Genomic DNA, 15,377 nt, shown 5'->3' with positions numbered 1-15,377 from the left:
CAATGATGTTTGTGGGTCCGTAGAGGGGGCTCTATCTTTAACCGGGGAAAGGGTGTTTAATGCAGCAAAATACCATGGGTTTGAGCTGTTATGACTTACTGTGTCGCCATCTCTGTCAACGATGGCATCATTTTTACCTCTGATTCCCGTACCAACGCCGGCGTTGACCAGATCAGCACCTACAGCAAGATGCACCGCTTTGGCATCGACGGCCAGCGTCAGCTGGTTATCATGAGCGCCGGCAACCTGGCTACCACCCAGGGGGTGATCAAGCGCGTTCGTGCCGATATCAAGAACAATGAGCCGGTCAACCTGATGAATGTGGCGGATCTGGAGGAAGCGGCGGATTATCTGGGCGAAATCAGCGTTGCCCAGCAGAAAAAGCACGATATTGAGGGTAGTACTGTCAACCACGAAGCCAGCTTTATCGTTGGTGGCCAGATCGGGGATAAAACGCCCGCGATCATCATGATCTACCCGCAGGGCAACTACATCACCTCATCCGACACCACGCCCTACCTGCAGATCGGTGAAAGCAAGTACGGCAAGCCGATTCTGGACCGGATTTTGACGCCGGAAACATCCCTGGATACCTCGGCGCTCTGTGCGCTGGTCTCCATGGACTCGACCATGCGCAGCAACCTGACAGTGGGTCCGCCGATCGAAACGGTGATCTATGAAAAGGGCAGCCTGAAGCTAAACCGCCATTACCAGTTCCAGGCCGACAGTGCCTTCCTGCGGGAGCTGAACAAATCCTGGGATCACCTGCTGCAGGAGGCCTTCCGCAACCTGCCTCCCATCAAGTGGTCGGAGAACTGGGATCAATCACCCGATGAATCAGGTGAAGCTTCCTCATGACCGGATCAGACAGCACGAAGGGGTAGGCATCTTTTAACCCCAGACTGCGGTTGAGCTGGTTCAATATCCGGGTCAGCTCGGGCCAGCGCCGCAGGTTTTCTTCAAAGGGCACCTCGAGCGGGGGCTGTTCCAGCAATTCCAGCGCATGGGCCGTTTCCAGCCCGTCCATCATATGCAGGTAATGCGCCCAGCACTCGGCCCAGTCTTCCAGCGGGTGGCTCTGGGCGTAGTCCGTGATGAACTGGCCGCTAAGGTCACTGGGCACAGACCCGCTGTAGTAGTGGGCCAGTGCATCGGCGTAGTTGAGTGTATCATCACCGAACAGCTCCCTGAACGCCTGGTGCCAGGGCGTGCCGGACACCAGCCGGTCAAAAAAGTAGTGTCCGCTCTCGTGGCGAAAATGGCCCAGCAGTGTGCGGTACTTTTCTCCCATCGATACCCGCATCGTCTCGCGCATCACATCGTCCGCCTCGGCCAGATTGATCGTAATCAGGCCGTGGCCGTGGCCGGTGCTGACAATCTCCTCCTGCACCTGCGGATTGATCCGCTGGTCTTCAAGAAAGGCGAACGCCAGCCCGTTCGCATACCGAGAGCGCGGCTGCACCGGTAATCCTAGCTGCAGCAGACTGTAGATCAATCGCCGCTTGGCCTGTTCCAATATATGCCACGAACTGCACCGATCCGGTTCGGTCACCTGGGGGACGATTTGGTTCAACTCGCAGGAGCGGCAGTAAAGAGCAGGAGAGTCAGCCGCGACCAGCCAGTTACAGACCCCGAAGTGGGCGTGGTTCTGGCAGTAGCGAAACGCCCTGCCATCCGCCGCGCGCCAGCTTCCGTTGCCCTCTTCTGTCAGGCTCAACAGCTGCAACTGTTCAGGGTCAAAGCCAGCCGCCTGCCCGCAGGCCAGGCAACCCGTATTGTCAAAGTAGAGTGTTTGGCCACAGTCGCAGTTAAAAAAGCGCATCCGGCCTTACCCTGTGCCGGCCGCAGCAGGAGGCAGGCGGCTCACGTCACAGCCTCCGGCTCAGCAGGCTCACTGGCCCTGCTTGGTAAAAACCAGGCATTGGCAATCTCGTTATGGATACCGATCAGGTCCAGCTGCACCAGATCGATCGACTCATAGAGGCTGGCCGTCGCAAGCGAATCTGCGACATCAATGGCGTCAATGCGTCGCTGCGCAGCCCCCAATGCGCGTAGGGCCTCCTCATTATTCGGCAGGCTCGACAGATAGGTCTTGAGGCTGCCCAGGCAAGCGGTCATGGAGCGCGGAAAACGGCTGTCCTGCAGCAGGAAGGTCACCACAGACTCACCGTTGACGCGGTTCATCATGTGCTGGCGATACATCTGGTAGGCGCTGAGCGACTGCAACACACTCATCCACAGCACGTTGACATAGGGGGAGAGGATCTTTTTCTCGGTTTTTTGCTTTTCAAACAGCGTTCGTGCCCCGACATCGACAATACGTGAGGTCATATCCGCCCGCTCCAGCGAACGTCCCAGACAGATAAAGTCATAGGCCGGCGTTGCGCTCATGGTACCGGACAGCAGCCCGGCGCACTGCTGGGTACGCTCAATCACATGCTGCAGAAACTTTTGCCGTGCCGAGCGCGACAACGAGCGGGGAGCGCGCTCCTTGGCATAGAGATAGAGATTGTTAATCAGCTCCCAAGCCTCAGATGGAATGATCTCCCGTGCCGTTCGCGCGTTCTCCCGCGCCTGTTGCAAGAAGCTGAGAATGGACGAGGGGCTCCTTGCATCGGAAACCAGGTATTTCATTACCGCCTTTTCTTGCGCGAGCGATACTCCGGCCTGCTGCTCCCCACTACTTTTAGCCTTGGGACTGGCAGGTTTTCGGCTAAGGACCTGGTTAATGTCCGTACCGACAATATCAAGCATATGGTGCCAACTGAGGCTGGTTTCGTTGGGAATATCCATCTGCACATGAAAATAGACGCTGATCATGCGGGCGGTATTTTCGGCCCGCTCAAGGTAACGCCCCATCCAGTAAACGCGTTCTGCAACTCTCGATAACATAAGCTTATCCTCGTCTACTGATCCTTAACAATCCAGGTATCTTTACTACCACCACCCTGAGAGGAGTTGACCACATAGGACCCCTTAACCAGCGCCACCCGCGTCAATCCACCCGCCGTTACGTAGGTGTCCCTGGCTTGCAGGATGAAGGGGCGAAGGTCCAGGTGCCGGGGCTCCACCCCGGTTTTGGTCAGGATCGGCGAGGTCGACAGCGCCAACAGCGGCTGTGCGATGTAATTGCGCGGATCGGCCTTGATCCGCTCGGCAAAGGCGGCGAGCTCCTTCCTGGTCGCCTGGGGGCCGATAAGCATGCCGTAACCGCCCGACTCATTGGCCGGCTTGACCACCAGCTTGTCGAGGTTGTCCAGCACATACTGCCGTTGCTGATCGTCCATACAGAGGTAGCTCGGCACGTTGGGGATGATCGGCTGCTCACCCAGGTAATACTCAATCATCTTGGGTACGTAGGTGTAGACCACCTTGTCATCAGCGACGCCGGCGCCCGGGGCATTGGCCAGCGCCACCTTGCCTTTAAGCCAGGACCGCATCAACCCCGGCACCCCCAGCACCGAATCCGGGTTGAACGCCTGTGGGTCAAGGAACATATCATCGATACGACGGTAGATCACATCCACCCGTGACAGCCCGTTGATGGTACGCATATAGACACAATCATCGTCGCCCACCACCAGGTCGTTGCCCTCGACCAGCTCCGCGCCCATACGCTGGGCCAGGTAAGAGTGCTCGAAATAGGCCGAGTTATAGATGCCCGGCGTCAGTACCACTACTTCGGGGTAATCCAGTGGCCGCGGTGATAGCGAGGCCAGCATGTCGAACAACCTCGAAGGGTATTCCGACACTGGCCGTATGCGGTGGTCATTGAACAGCTCCGGAAATGCCCGCTTTGTGATACTGCGGTTTTCCAGCATGTAGGAGACACCCGAGGGCACCCGCAGGTTATCTTCCAGCACATAAAACTGGCCATCATTATCACGCACCAGGTCGGTGCCACACACGTGGGCCCACACCCCAAAGAGCGGCTTCATGCCCACACACTGGGGGCGGAAGTTGGCCGAGTTATTGAGCAGGTCCCTGGGGATCACCTTGTCCTTGAAGATCTTCTGCTCGTTGTAAACGTCGTCAATAAAGCAGTTCAATGCCCGCAGGCGCTGCTCCAGACCCTGCTCGGTCTTTTGCCACTCCTTTTCGGAAATCACACGCGGCAGGATGTCGAACGGCCATTCGCGGTCGATGTTTTCGCCATCACTGTATACGGTAAAGGTAATCCCCAGCGTCTTGATCGCGGCTTCGGCGGCCTGTTGTCGCCGTTTCAGCTTCTCCAGCGTCTGCGACTGTAGGTAGCTCACCAGTTTCCCGGCAGGACCACGCGCTTTTCCCGGTGCACTGATCAGTTCATCGTAAAACGGCCCGGGATCGTAGCCCTCCCAATCAATATTCATCTAACAGGTCCCCCCTTTGGATAGGTTCGATCCAGTATAGACATAATCGGTGGCGGCGACCGGCCAGGCACAGGAAAGAGTGGGCGGTGAGCGCAATAGACTGACACCACCCAGCGTATGGTTACCCCCTAAAGGGCCGAGCCCGGGGGGGACTGGGGCTCGGCCAGGGCATCGAGCCAGCCGCCGCCCATGGACTGGTAAACACTGATCAGGGCGCGGTACTGGTCAACCTGGGCGGCCACCCCGTCGAGATCGGCCTGGAACAGCTCGGTGTTGGCGTAGAGCACCTCCAGGTAGCTGGCAGCGCCGCTTTCAAAACGCATCATCGCCAACCGCGCGTACTCGCGCAGGGCCCGGGTCCTGCGCTCGAGCGCACTGTAAGTCTGCTGGTTTTTCTGGGTCTGGGTCAGGGCGTCGTTCACCTCCTGCAGGGCCACAAAAAGGGTCTGTCGATAGCGCGCCTCCGCGGCATCCCGCGCGGCTTCAGCGGAAGCCACCTGCCCTTCAATGCGGCCAAAGGTGAAGATGGGGCCGGTAATGCTGGCACCCAGCCCCCACAGGCGTGCGCTGCCGTTGAGGAGATCATTGAGCTCGCTGCTGCCCTGGCCAATACTGCCGGACAGGCTGATATCCGGGTAGTAGAGCGATTCCGCTACCCCCACCTGCGCATTGGCGGCCATCAACTCATACTCGGCCTGCAGCAGGTCGGGACGTCGTGTCAGAAGCGTCGAAGGCAGCCCGGAGGGAACCCTGGGGAGCGGCATCTCGGCCAGGCTGAGCCCGCGTTCAATGGGCCCGGGATCCTGCCCCAGCAACACCGACAGCAGGTTCTCCTGCAGGGCAATCCGCGATTCGATACGGGGAATCGCCGCCAGCGCCTGTTGATACTGGGATTCGATCTGGGACACCTCCAGCTGGGAGACGGTGCCATAGCGGTGACGCAGCTGGAACAGGGTCAGGGTATCCCGGTACTGCTCGGCGGTTCGACGGGCGATCACCCGCTGCTCATCCAGCCCGCGCAGGGTGACGTAACCCGCGGCAACCCCGGTCACCACAGACAGCAATACCCCTCGACGCCCCTGTTCAGAGGCATAGACCTGGGCAGCGGCGGCCTCACTCTGGCGCTGCACCCGACCGAACAGGTCCAGTTGCCAGCTGGCCCCCAGAGCCGCCTGATAAAGGTTGTAGTAGGGGTCCCCCCCCACAAAACCGGGCGCCTGCTCCGACAGCCGGTTACGGCTTGCCTCGGCATCGTAGCCGGTTTGCGGATAGAAGGCGCTGCGGGTGCTGGTCAGCACCCCCTGGAACTGGGCCACCCGGGCCGCAGCCTGGCGAATATCCTGGTTCTGCTGTAACGCCGTTTCCAGCAGGGAGTCCAGTACCGGATCGTTGAGCTGTTGCCACCAGCGCAGGTTGGACAGTTCGCTGGCATCGGCGAAGCTGACCCGCCACTGCTCAGGTAGTACCACTTCGGGACGCTGGTAGTCAGGCCCGACTACACAGCCCCCCAACAACAGAAGCAGCAAAAACGACAGGGTGCGGGGATAACGAGGGATCATGGCGTCTCCTCCTGCGCCGGCGGCGCATCGGTTGCCGGCTGCTCAGCGGAGCCTTTGAGTTTACTGCTCAGCGTCTCCACGATGACGAAGAACATGGGTACAAAAAACGAAGAGACCAGGGTTGAGGCCAGCATTCCGCCGATTACCCCGGTACCAATGGCGTGCAGGCTGTTGGCACCCGGCCCGGTGGCAATGGCCATGGGCACACAGCCCAGAATAAAGGCCAGTGAGGTCATCACGATCGGCCGCAGGCGCAGGCGGGCGGCTTCGGCGGCGGCATCCGCCAGCTCCATGCCCTTGCGGTAGTTCTCAAGGGCAAACTCGGTGATGAGGATGGCATTCTTGGCGGAGAGTCCCACCAGAGTCACCAGGCCTACCTGGAAATAGACATCGTTCTCCAGCCCCCTCCCCCAGGTCATCAACAGGGCCCCGAGTATCGCAAAGGGCACCGCCATCATGACCCCGATAGGAAGTGACCACATCTCATATTGAGCAGAAAGAATCAAAAACACCATAATGAGGCCGAACACAAAGGCGATGGTCGAGGTTCCGCCGGCCAGCTTTTCCTGGAAAGCCTGCCCTGACCAGGCGTAGGAGAACCCCGCCGGTAACACCTCACCCGCCACCGACTCCATCGCAGCGATCGCCTGTCCCGAGCTGTAACCCGCAGCGGCGCTGCCGGTGAGCTTGGCGGCGGTAAAGCCATTAAATCGTGGCAGTATATTGGGACCGGAGGCCCACCTCAGCGTGGCTACGGCGGTCAGTGGCACCTGCTCCCCGGTGGTAGAGCGCAGGTAGATGTTGGTGAAATCGTCGGGGTCATCGCGGTACTCAGGCTCGGCCTGCAGGATCACCTGCCACACGCGCCCGTTCTGGGTGAACTGGGACACAAAGAGTGAGCCGAAATAGGCCTGCAAGGTCTGGTAGATCGACTCAACGGGTACCTGCAGCAACTCGGCCCGCGAGCGGTCCAGTTCAACGTAGAGCTGACGTTCGCTGGCCACAAAAGAGCTGTTTACACTGGACAGCTCCCCGCGTTTCTTCGCCTCATCCAGATACTGTTTCACCACCTCCTGCAAGGCCAGTGGCCCTTTACCCGAGGTATCCTGGATATAAAACTCGAACCCGCCGGTGGAACCCAGGCCGGGAATGGAGGGCGGGTTCACCAGAAAGGCGATGCCATCGTCCACGGACTGCAGCGTACTGCGGGATCGTCCCAACACATCGAAGGTACTGAGGCCCGGTTCGGAGCGCTCCTCAAACCCCTTCATGGGTACAAACATCATTCCGGCATTGGTACGGAACTGCTGGTCGATGATGCTGTAACCGTCCATCTGGCCAACACCGGATACCGCAGGATCCTTGCGCAAAATCTCGGATACGCTGTCGCCAACCGCCGTCGTCCGCTGCAGGCTGGCAGCATCCGGCTGTATGCTGATTCCCAACAGGTAGCCCTGATCCTCCTCGGGAACGAAGCTGCCGGGAATAATGCGAAACAACATCACCAGGGCAACCACCACAGCGGCAAACAGTGCCATCCCGATCAGCTGATGGCGGATCAGCCAGCGAACCCCGACCAAATAGCCTTCGGTCAAACGCTCAAAGCTACGTTCAAACCAGAGGAAAAAGCCGTGTTTTTCATGCCGGGCAGGCTTCAGGATAATGGCCGACAGGGCCGGTGAGAGGGTCAGTGCCACCACCCCCGACAACACCATGGCAATCGCAATGGTGACCGCAAACTGTTTGTAGAGCGTGCCCGTCATGCCCGACAAAAAGGCCACCGGGAGAAAGACCGAGGAGAGCACCAGCACGATAGCCACCAGGGCTCCGGTCAGCTCCTGCATCGCCTCCTTCGAGGCCTGCTTGGGCGAAAGCCCCTTGGTGGCCATTTTGTGCTCCACCGCTTCCACGACGATGATGGCGTCATCCACCACCAGGCCAATCGCCAGAATCATACCGAACAGGGTGAGCATGTTGGTGGAGAAGTCGAGCAGGTAGATCCCCGAATAGGCGCCCACAATAGCGACCGGAACCGCAATGATGGGAATCACCGTGGAGCGCAGACTTTGCAGAAACAGGAACACTACCAGCACCACCAGCACCACCGCTTCGAAGAAGGTGTGGATCACCTTTTCAATGGAGGCCGCGGTAAATTTACTGGTATCCATGACCACGGAGTACTCGAGACCGGCGGGGAACCCCGGCTTGAGCTCCTCCAGCAGGGCCATCACCCGCTCAGAGGTCGCTATCGCGTTGGAACCGGGCTGCTGGTAGACCACCAGGAAGGAGGCTTCCGTGCCGTTGATCTGGCTTTTCAGGTTATAGCTCTTGGAGCCCAGCTCGCTGCGACCCACATCCCCCAGGCGGACAATCGCCGAGTCATCGGCGGTACTCGCCCGCAGGATGATCTGGTCAAACTCTTCGGGCTTGACCAGCATCCCCTGGGTGGTAATGGGGAAATTCTGGACCGTCCCGGGAGGGGCGGGCTCCTGTCCGATCTGGCCAATACCGAAGGCCTGGTTCTGGCCGCTGACCGCATCACTGACCTCAGGAATGGTAATCCCCAGTTGCGCCAGGCGATCAGGCCTTAGCCACACCCGCATGGCCACATCCGGCGGCGGATAAACCGAGGAGAGGTTGGCCCCCGGCACCCGTTTGACCGCATCCCAGACATGGAGGTTGACGTAGTTGTTGAGCTCAACCTCATCCATCTCCCCGCCGGGGGTGGAGAAGGCGATCACCATCATGAACGACTGCGACACCTTCTGGGTGGTAATGCCCTGGGCCGCCACCACGGTGGGTAGCTTGGCCAGGGCCTGGTTGACCCGGTTCTGGGTGTTGACCTGGGCAATATCGGGGTCGGTGCCCGGCTCGAAGGTCACCGTCAGGCTCATATTCCCGGAGGAGGCACTGGTGGAGGACATGTAGATCATATTGTCCACCCCATTGACCTCCTGTTCGATCGGTGCCGCCACCGTATTGGCCACCACCTCCGCCGAGGCGCCGGGGTAGGTGGCGCTGACGGTCACCGTGGGAGGAGCGATCTCGGGGAACTGGGAGATCGGGGTCGCGCTCATGGAAACCGCCCCCCCCAGCACAATCACAATGGAGATAACCGCCGAGAAGATCGGTCGATCGATAAAGAACGAGGGTCCCATGGCGATCCCCCTACGGCTTAGTGGTCATGGGTGGACTTGGCTGCGCCGACTGCGCGTCCCGGTCGGGCGGCAGATAGTGGAGCGCCTTCACCCGCATTCCGGGGCGTACCTTCTGGTAGCCGCTGACCACCAGCTGCTCGCCGCCCTTGAGCCCCTTCTCGATGATCCACTGGTCACCCTGCCAGTTGCCGGTCGTCACCGGCTGGACCCTAATTTCGCTGTTGCTGTTAACCAACATCACCACCTGGTCGTTACCCTGCTGGATCACCGCCTTCTGTGGCACCAGGATCGCGTTGGGACGCTTGCCACCAAGAATATTGGCTTTTACAAACATCCCCGGGCGCAGCAGGAAATCGGGATTGGGCACCACGGCCCGCACCTGGAAGGTCGCGGTGGTGGAATCAAAGATGGGAGAGGCAAAGTCCAGCTTTCCTTTCAGGGGGTAGAGCGAACCATCGCTCATCACCAGTTCGAAGCTGTATTGGTTGAGCTCAGGGGTGATCAGCAGTTTCTCCTGTTCCAGGCGTCGATACTGCTCCAGCTCATTCTGCGAGATGGAGAAGTTGACCCAGATGGGATCGATCTGTGCCACATAGGAGAGATAGGCGGAGTCGCCGGAGCTGTTGAGATAGGCCCCCTCTCGCTGCAAGGCGTCACCACTGAGTCCGGTGACGGGGGCGTGCAGGGTGGTGTAGCCCAGCTCCAGCCGGGCGCTGTCAACCTTGGCCCGAGCGGCATAGACCGCCGCCTGGGCGGAGCGCTGGCTGCCGATCGCCTGATCCAGGTCACTTTGGCTCATGGCGTCCGCTTCGGTCAGGGGGCGAATGCGCTTGAGGTTGGCCTCCGCGGTCCACAACCTCGCCTCGGCGGCGGCCAGTTCACCCTTGGCGGCGGCCAATTGGGCTTCAAAGGGGCGCTTGTCCATAACGAACATCTCCTCCCCCTCTTTTAACAGCGCCCCCTCCTGGTAACTGATCTTCTCCAGAAAGCCAGAGACCCGGGCCACCACCTTGACCTCCCGGGAGCTTTCCAGTTGCGCCAGTCGAGGCAGGGTAACATCCAGGGTTTGCGGTTTGAGAGTGATCACCGACACCTCGGGCACCGCTTGTTGAGGGGGTGGGGAGGAGGGCTGACAGCCAGCCAGCAGCAAAAGCAGCACGGGTGCAAGCCCCGCGCAGACGAAACCCTGTCGGGGGCGTATTGATAAAACCCTCATCATCAGTATCCCTTGAATCTAGCGCCAATCCAGACACTGACTATAGCAGGGGATGAGCGGGCAGCCTAGGCGTGCAGACGCTGATGGCGCCACCCCCGGCGGCGACGCCCGCTGTGCAAAGTCGCCTGTCGCCTTAGGTCGTCTGGGGCAAGGGGGTCCCCTCCTCCGCCCCGGCCATCGAGGGTGCAGCAGAGCGTTTAAGGTCTTCCGGCAGACGGGCGGCGGCGATGGCAAATCCGGCGCTGGCCAGCACCCCCGCCCCCATGGCGATGGCGATGGCATAGCGCAGGGAGTCGCTGCCCAGGGAGGGCGCCAGGAGGTCGCTGATCACACCCACCGCCAGTGGCCCCAACCCCAACCCCACCAGATTGAGGATGAAGAACAGCACAGCCGAGGCGATCGCCCGCATTCCCGGGCTAACCAGGCTGTGGGTAATGGCGATGGTGGGCCCCAGGTAGCAGGCGCCAAACAGGGTAGAGAAAAACAGCAGGCCGAGCACCAGCGAACTGTTGCCCGCAAAGCAGGCCACTATCGTCAGCGGAACCCCCAGCAGGCACATGATCGCCGACACCCAGAGGTACCAGCGGGGCTCTTGCTGACCCAACCGGTCCGCAATAAAGCCCCCCAGGTAGGTGCCAATGGCACCACCAACACCGACGATCAACGACAAACTGACCCCCACCTCCATCACGCTCAGGCCATGGGAGCGAATCAGGAAGGAGGGCAGGAAGTTACCTGCCCCGTAGCTGGTAAAGGCGGTGAGTCCGGCGGCCAGTGAAAAGTAGCGAAAGGATCTCAGCTTCCACAGGGTGCCCAGGGTGACCGACAGGCTCACGGGGTCCTGCTGAGTGAGGCCATCGGAAGCCCCTCGATGGGGCTCACGGACGCTGAACCGTACCAGCAGCGCCACCAGAATACCCGGCAGCCCCACCGCGAAGAAGGCGATCCGCCAGCCATAATGCTGGTTGATCCACCCCCCCACCAGGAAGCCCAACAGGATACCCACATAGACCCCCATTGAATAAAACGACAGCGCTCTTCCCCGTTGGGCCGGCGGGTAGTAGTCAGAGATAATGGAGTGGGCGGGCGGGCTACCACCGGCCTCGCCGACACCCACACCGATACGGGCCAGCAACAGCTGCAGGTAGTTCTGTGTCAAACCCGACAGGGCGGTCATGCCACTCCACAACGCCAGGGCAATGGAGACGATATTGCGCCGGTTGCCGACATCCGCCCAGCGCGCGATGGGGATACCCACACTGACGTAGAAGATCGCAAAGGCAAATCCGGTCAACAGCCCCAACTGGGAGTCCGACAGATCCATATCCTGCTTGATCGACTCCTGCAGGATCACCAGGATCTGGCGGTCAATAAAATTGAGGGCGTAGACGAAGGTAAGAAGAATCAATACATAACGGCGGTAGCCACTCGAGGGTGGCACAAGGGGGGGCTGCGGCATATTAATTCCATCATTATTGTTATTGGTAACCCCACCCTACCAGCCTCGCCGGCATCCTGGAAACGATCATCACCTGCATTAATGACAGGGTATGTCTCTAGCAGGGGCCCTGCCACCGCCCCGGGCCGGTTCGCAAACCGAGTGGGGCTCAGGCATAATTAGCCCTCGCTCAGGCTCACTCCCCAAGGATTTTTTACCGCACATGGATGGACTCATCAGCTGGCTCCAAAGTCTTCCCGACACCGAGGTCCTGGTCGCGGGACGATACCTGGTGATCATGGCCATTGTGGTGCTCTACGGGGGTGAGTATCTCACCTCACGCTCCCGCTTCCTGCAGCAAAACAATATTCCCGCCTCGGTGACCGGAGGCCTCCTGTGCAGCATCGTGCTGGCACTGCTCTCCTACCAGGGATGGCTCAACCTCAGCTTCGACCTGGAGCTGCGCAACCTGCTTCTGCTGATCTTTTTCAGCACTATTGGTCTGACCGCTCGCTTCAGCGCGTTGCTGGCCGGAGGTCAGGCGATCGTGCTGTTGGTTATGCTCTGTACCGCACTCATATTGTTGCAAAATGCAGTCGGTATCTCCCTTTCCATGCTGTTGGGCGAGGGCCCGGTACTGGGACTGTTTGCCGGTAGTATTTCCTTGATTGGCGGACACGGTACCGCCATCGCCTGGGGAGAGGTTGCACGCGCGCATGGCTTTGAGGGCGCGGCGGAGTTTGGCATTGCCGCGGCTACCCTGGGCCTTATTCTCGGCGGTCTGGTGGGAGGGCCGGTGGCCGGAAGCCTGATTCGCCGCCACCGACTGCGGGCACCGGAGACCGAGGAGGAAGCGCTGCCGGTCGCACAGAGCATTCCCCATCGACCGGCAACGGCCGAAGACTTCATCGGCACCATCCTGGCCCTGGGTCTCTGCCTGGCGGTGGGTGACGGGGTGAACCAACTGTTCAGCGGGGGAAACATCAACCTCCCCGGTTTTCTCACCGCGATGATGGTCGGCGTGCTGATTGCTAATCTGCCCCAACGAGTCAAGACAGGGCTGCGCCTGCAGCTCAATCCCCGCGCCATCAACATCGCCGGCAGTGTCAGCCTGCAGCTCTTTCTCACCATGAGCCTGATGAGCATGAGCCTGCTGTCGCTGTCGGGTGTGATCGGTGCACTGGCCCTGATCATGTTTGCCCAAACCCTGGTGGCGGTCCTGCTGGCCGCGTTTGTGGTCTATCGTGTGATGGGCAAAGATTACGATGCCGCCGTCATCACGGGTGGCTTTCTGGGCATTGGCCTGGGGGCCACGCCGGTGGCTCTGGCCAATATGGCCGCCATCTCCGATGAACACGGTCCTTCGGTCAAGGCCCTGCTGGTGGTGCCGCTGGTCGGCGCCTTCTTTATTGACCTGGTGAACGCCGCCGTGATCCAGTTTATCCTCGACCTGCCCCTCTTCAACTGACCGACCTGGTCTGAAAAACAGCCCAACCGGGTGATCCATCCTGTTGGCATCTACGTAACTCAATTTGTGATACGCGGTTGTGCTTTAACTAATCGCTTCTACTATTGATAAATATCAACAAACATGAGAGACGCGGATGAAGATCAGCAAAAAATTAGGTGGTGGCTACCTTCTGATGGTGTTGATGGTGATATTGTGCACCTCTGCCGGACTCTATGGGGTTAACAGGCTGTCTAGCCTGCTGGATTTTATTACCGGTCCCGCCTGGGATACCGCCGATGGCGCCATGGAGGGAAGCATCGGTATCGAAGCGGAGATGATTGGCGTTGGCCTGGCGATCTCGGGGCAGGCCGACACCTCGGTGGCAATGGCGATCATCGACGAAGGCACAGCAACCGCCAAGGAAGCGCTGGGGCGCATGATCAATGCCGGCCTGCTGAACGATGCCGATATTGAGACCCTCAACCGCCAGCAGTCGGCCTTCAACCGGGCTCAGGACGAGCTGCTTAGCAGCCACCAGCAGTTTGCTGGCGCCGACCAGGCTTTGCGAAACAGTTTCAGTGCGTTCCAGGCCCTGATGGTGCAAGCCGAGGAGCTGGGTGACTCCGCCGTGGAGTCGCTTGAGAACAACCCCAACCAGCTGACCAGCTGGAACAGCGGCCTCGCGGAAAAATGGTCCGCCGCCGATGGGGGAATGGAGACTCAGATCGAGATGCTATCGCGTTTCTTCTATTACCAGAGCCTGATAGAGCTGCTGGACCCCAGCAAAACCGCCAGTGAGAAGTCCATACGCGAGGGACTTAGCGACTCCCTTGAAGGGCTACGAGAGAAGGTCGGAGAGATCGCCATACACCCCCTGTTTATGCAGGAGCAGGTCGCGAGTGGACAGTTTCAGGGCCAGGATTTCGCCAGCAGCATCAAGACCGCCCTGGATCAACATGAAAGAGACTCGCAAGCAGCCATTGATGCATTTGAGTCGTTCAGAACCGCCAACGTCCAGTACCAGCAGATTGCTGCCGAGCTGTTGGATACCATTGGTGTGATAGAGGAGTCCGCCGACTCCAAGGTGGAGGGACAGTTGGGCGCCGTCACCAGCGCAAAAACCATCTCCTTCAGCCTTATGCTGATCGCACTGGCAGTCAGTATCATTCTCGCCGCTGCAGTCATGTACTTCGTGGTGCGCGAAATCATCCACGCTATCGAGGGGATGTCCTATGCCAGCACCCAAATTGCCGACGGTGACCTGACGATCCAGATGTGCCGTCCGGGCCAGAATGCCACCAACGACGAGCTGGCGCAGCTCAACCACAACATGGGGCGCATGGCCGATGGCCTGCGCGACACCATCAGTCAGGTTGCAACCACCTCAAGCATGCTCGCCTCCCAGGCCGAAGAGCTGTCGATGGTAGCCAACGAAACCAAAGACAGCGTTCTCGAGCAGCAAAAACGCACCACCTCGGTGGCATCCGCCATCACTGAGATGACCGCCTCCAGCCGAGAGGTGGCCGAAAACACAGTATCAGCAAAAGAGTCTGCCGAACGGGCGCAGGAGGTATCACTGCAGGGCCGCGAGGTGGTCGATGAGACAGTGACCACCATTCGCTCCCTGGCGACGAAGGTGTCGGAAACCGCCAATGTGATCGAGGTCCTCACCCAGGACAGCGAGAAGATCGGTAAAGTGCTGGATGTGATTCGGGGCATCGCCGAACAGACCAACCTGCTGGCACTGAATGCAGCTATTGAGGCGGCACGTGCCGGTGAACAGGGGAGAGGCTTTGCGGTGGTGGCCGATGAAGTGCGCACGCTTGCACAGCGAACCCAGGAGTCAACCCAGGAGATTCAGACGGTGATCCAGGGGCTGCAACAGCGTACCCAACAGGCACATGAAGCGATGCGTAGCAGTGAAGCCCAGGTGGATGAGAGTACTTCACGTGTGACGAAGACGGGCGAAGCCCTGAACCGTATAGCCGCCGAAGTGGAGTTGATCAACGAACAAAATACACAGATCGCTGCCGCAATGTGTCAGCAGGAGGCGGCCACCGAAGAGATTAACCTCAGTGTGATCGATATCGATAACCAGGCCAGTCAGGCGGTGAGCGCGGTCAACCAGACCTCCGAGTCCAGTCGCGAGCTGGCCCGGCAGGCCGGCACACTCCAGGACCTGGTTGCCCGCTTCAAGATATAGG

The 15,377-nt window shown here is 59.8% G+C and carries 10 protein-coding genes; 3 read left to right on the top strand and 7 right to left on the bottom strand.

Annotated features, from left to right (window positions below):
- Positions 1 to 90 precede the first annotated feature (90 nt).
- The gene (locus D0544_RS02455; protein ID WP_125014428.1) at positions 91 to 858 is read left to right on the top strand and encodes a proteasome-type protease; all 768 of its coding nucleotides are present in this window, start codon (positions 91 to 93) and stop codon (positions 856 to 858) included.
- Here D0544_RS02455 and D0544_RS02450 read toward each other — a convergent pair.
- The 7 genes from D0544_RS02450 to D0544_RS02420 all read right to left on the bottom strand — a co-directional run bounded on the left by D0544_RS02450 (position 800) and on the right by D0544_RS02420 (position 11,744).
- Positions 800 to 1,822 (bottom strand): zinc-binding metallopeptidase family protein, encoded by a 1,023-nt coding sequence (locus tag D0544_RS02450; RefSeq protein WP_125014427.1) that lies wholly within the window; start codon positions 1,820 to 1,822, stop codon positions 800 to 802. The genes D0544_RS02455 and D0544_RS02450 overlap by 59 nt on opposite strands.
- A 41-nt stretch (positions 1,823 to 1,863) precedes the next feature.
- A complete protein-coding gene (locus D0544_RS02445) occupies positions 1,864 to 2,892 on the bottom strand; it encodes an alpha-E domain-containing protein (RefSeq protein WP_125014426.1) in 1,029 nt (342 codons plus the stop codon).
- A gap of 14 nt (positions 2,893 to 2,906) precedes the next feature.
- Positions 2,907 to 4,352 (bottom strand): circularly permuted type 2 ATP-grasp protein, encoded by a 1,446-nt coding sequence (locus D0544_RS02440; RefSeq protein WP_125014425.1) that lies wholly within the window; start codon positions 4,350 to 4,352, stop codon positions 2,907 to 2,909.
- Between the two features lie 128 nt (positions 4,353 to 4,480).
- On the bottom strand, positions 4,481 to 5,911 hold the full coding sequence (locus D0544_RS02435; protein ID WP_125014424.1) for an efflux transporter outer membrane subunit: 1,431 nt from the start codon (positions 5,909 to 5,911) through the stop codon (positions 4,481 to 4,483).
- Positions 5,908 to 9,069 (bottom strand): efflux RND transporter permease subunit, encoded by a 3,162-nt coding sequence (locus D0544_RS02430; RefSeq protein ID WP_125014423.1) that lies wholly within the window; start codon positions 9,067 to 9,069, stop codon positions 5,908 to 5,910. The genes D0544_RS02435 and D0544_RS02430 overlap by 4 nt, the downstream gene beginning before the upstream one ends.
- 10 nt (positions 9,070 to 9,079) lie before the next feature.
- Positions 9,080 to 10,228 (bottom strand): efflux RND transporter periplasmic adaptor subunit, encoded by a 1,149-nt coding sequence (locus D0544_RS02425; protein WP_164880798.1) that lies wholly within the window; start codon positions 10,226 to 10,228, stop codon positions 9,080 to 9,082.
- A 190-nt stretch (positions 10,229 to 10,418) separates the two neighbouring features.
- Positions 10,419 to 11,744 (bottom strand): spinster family MFS transporter, encoded by a 1,326-nt coding sequence (locus D0544_RS02420; RefSeq protein ID WP_125014421.1) that lies wholly within the window; start codon positions 11,742 to 11,744, stop codon positions 10,419 to 10,421.
- A 202-nt stretch (positions 11,745 to 11,946) separates the two neighbouring features.
- Here D0544_RS02420 and gltS point away from each other — a divergent pair, with 202 nt between their 5' ends.
- Together gltS and D0544_RS02410 are read left to right on the top strand one after the other, a co-directional pair.
- Positions 11,947 to 13,191 (top strand): sodium/glutamate symporter, encoded by a 1,245-nt coding sequence (gltS, locus tag D0544_RS02415; protein WP_125014420.1) that lies wholly within the window; start codon positions 11,947 to 11,949, stop codon positions 13,189 to 13,191.
- Between the two features lie 136 nt (positions 13,192 to 13,327).
- The gene (locus tag D0544_RS02410; protein ID WP_125014419.1) at positions 13,328 to 15,376 is read left to right on the top strand and encodes a methyl-accepting chemotaxis protein; all 2,049 of its coding nucleotides are present in this window, start codon (positions 13,328 to 13,330) and stop codon (positions 15,374 to 15,376) included.
- The last annotated feature ends 1 nt before the right edge of the window (position 15,377 follow it).

It is taken from the genome of Aestuariirhabdus litorea (assembly GCF_003864255.1).
In the GTDB taxonomy this organism is placed as follows: domain Bacteria; phylum Pseudomonadota; class Gammaproteobacteria; order Pseudomonadales; family Aestuariirhabdaceae; genus Aestuariirhabdus; species Aestuariirhabdus litorea.
This window is presented reverse-complemented; position numbering and strand designations above follow the sequence as displayed.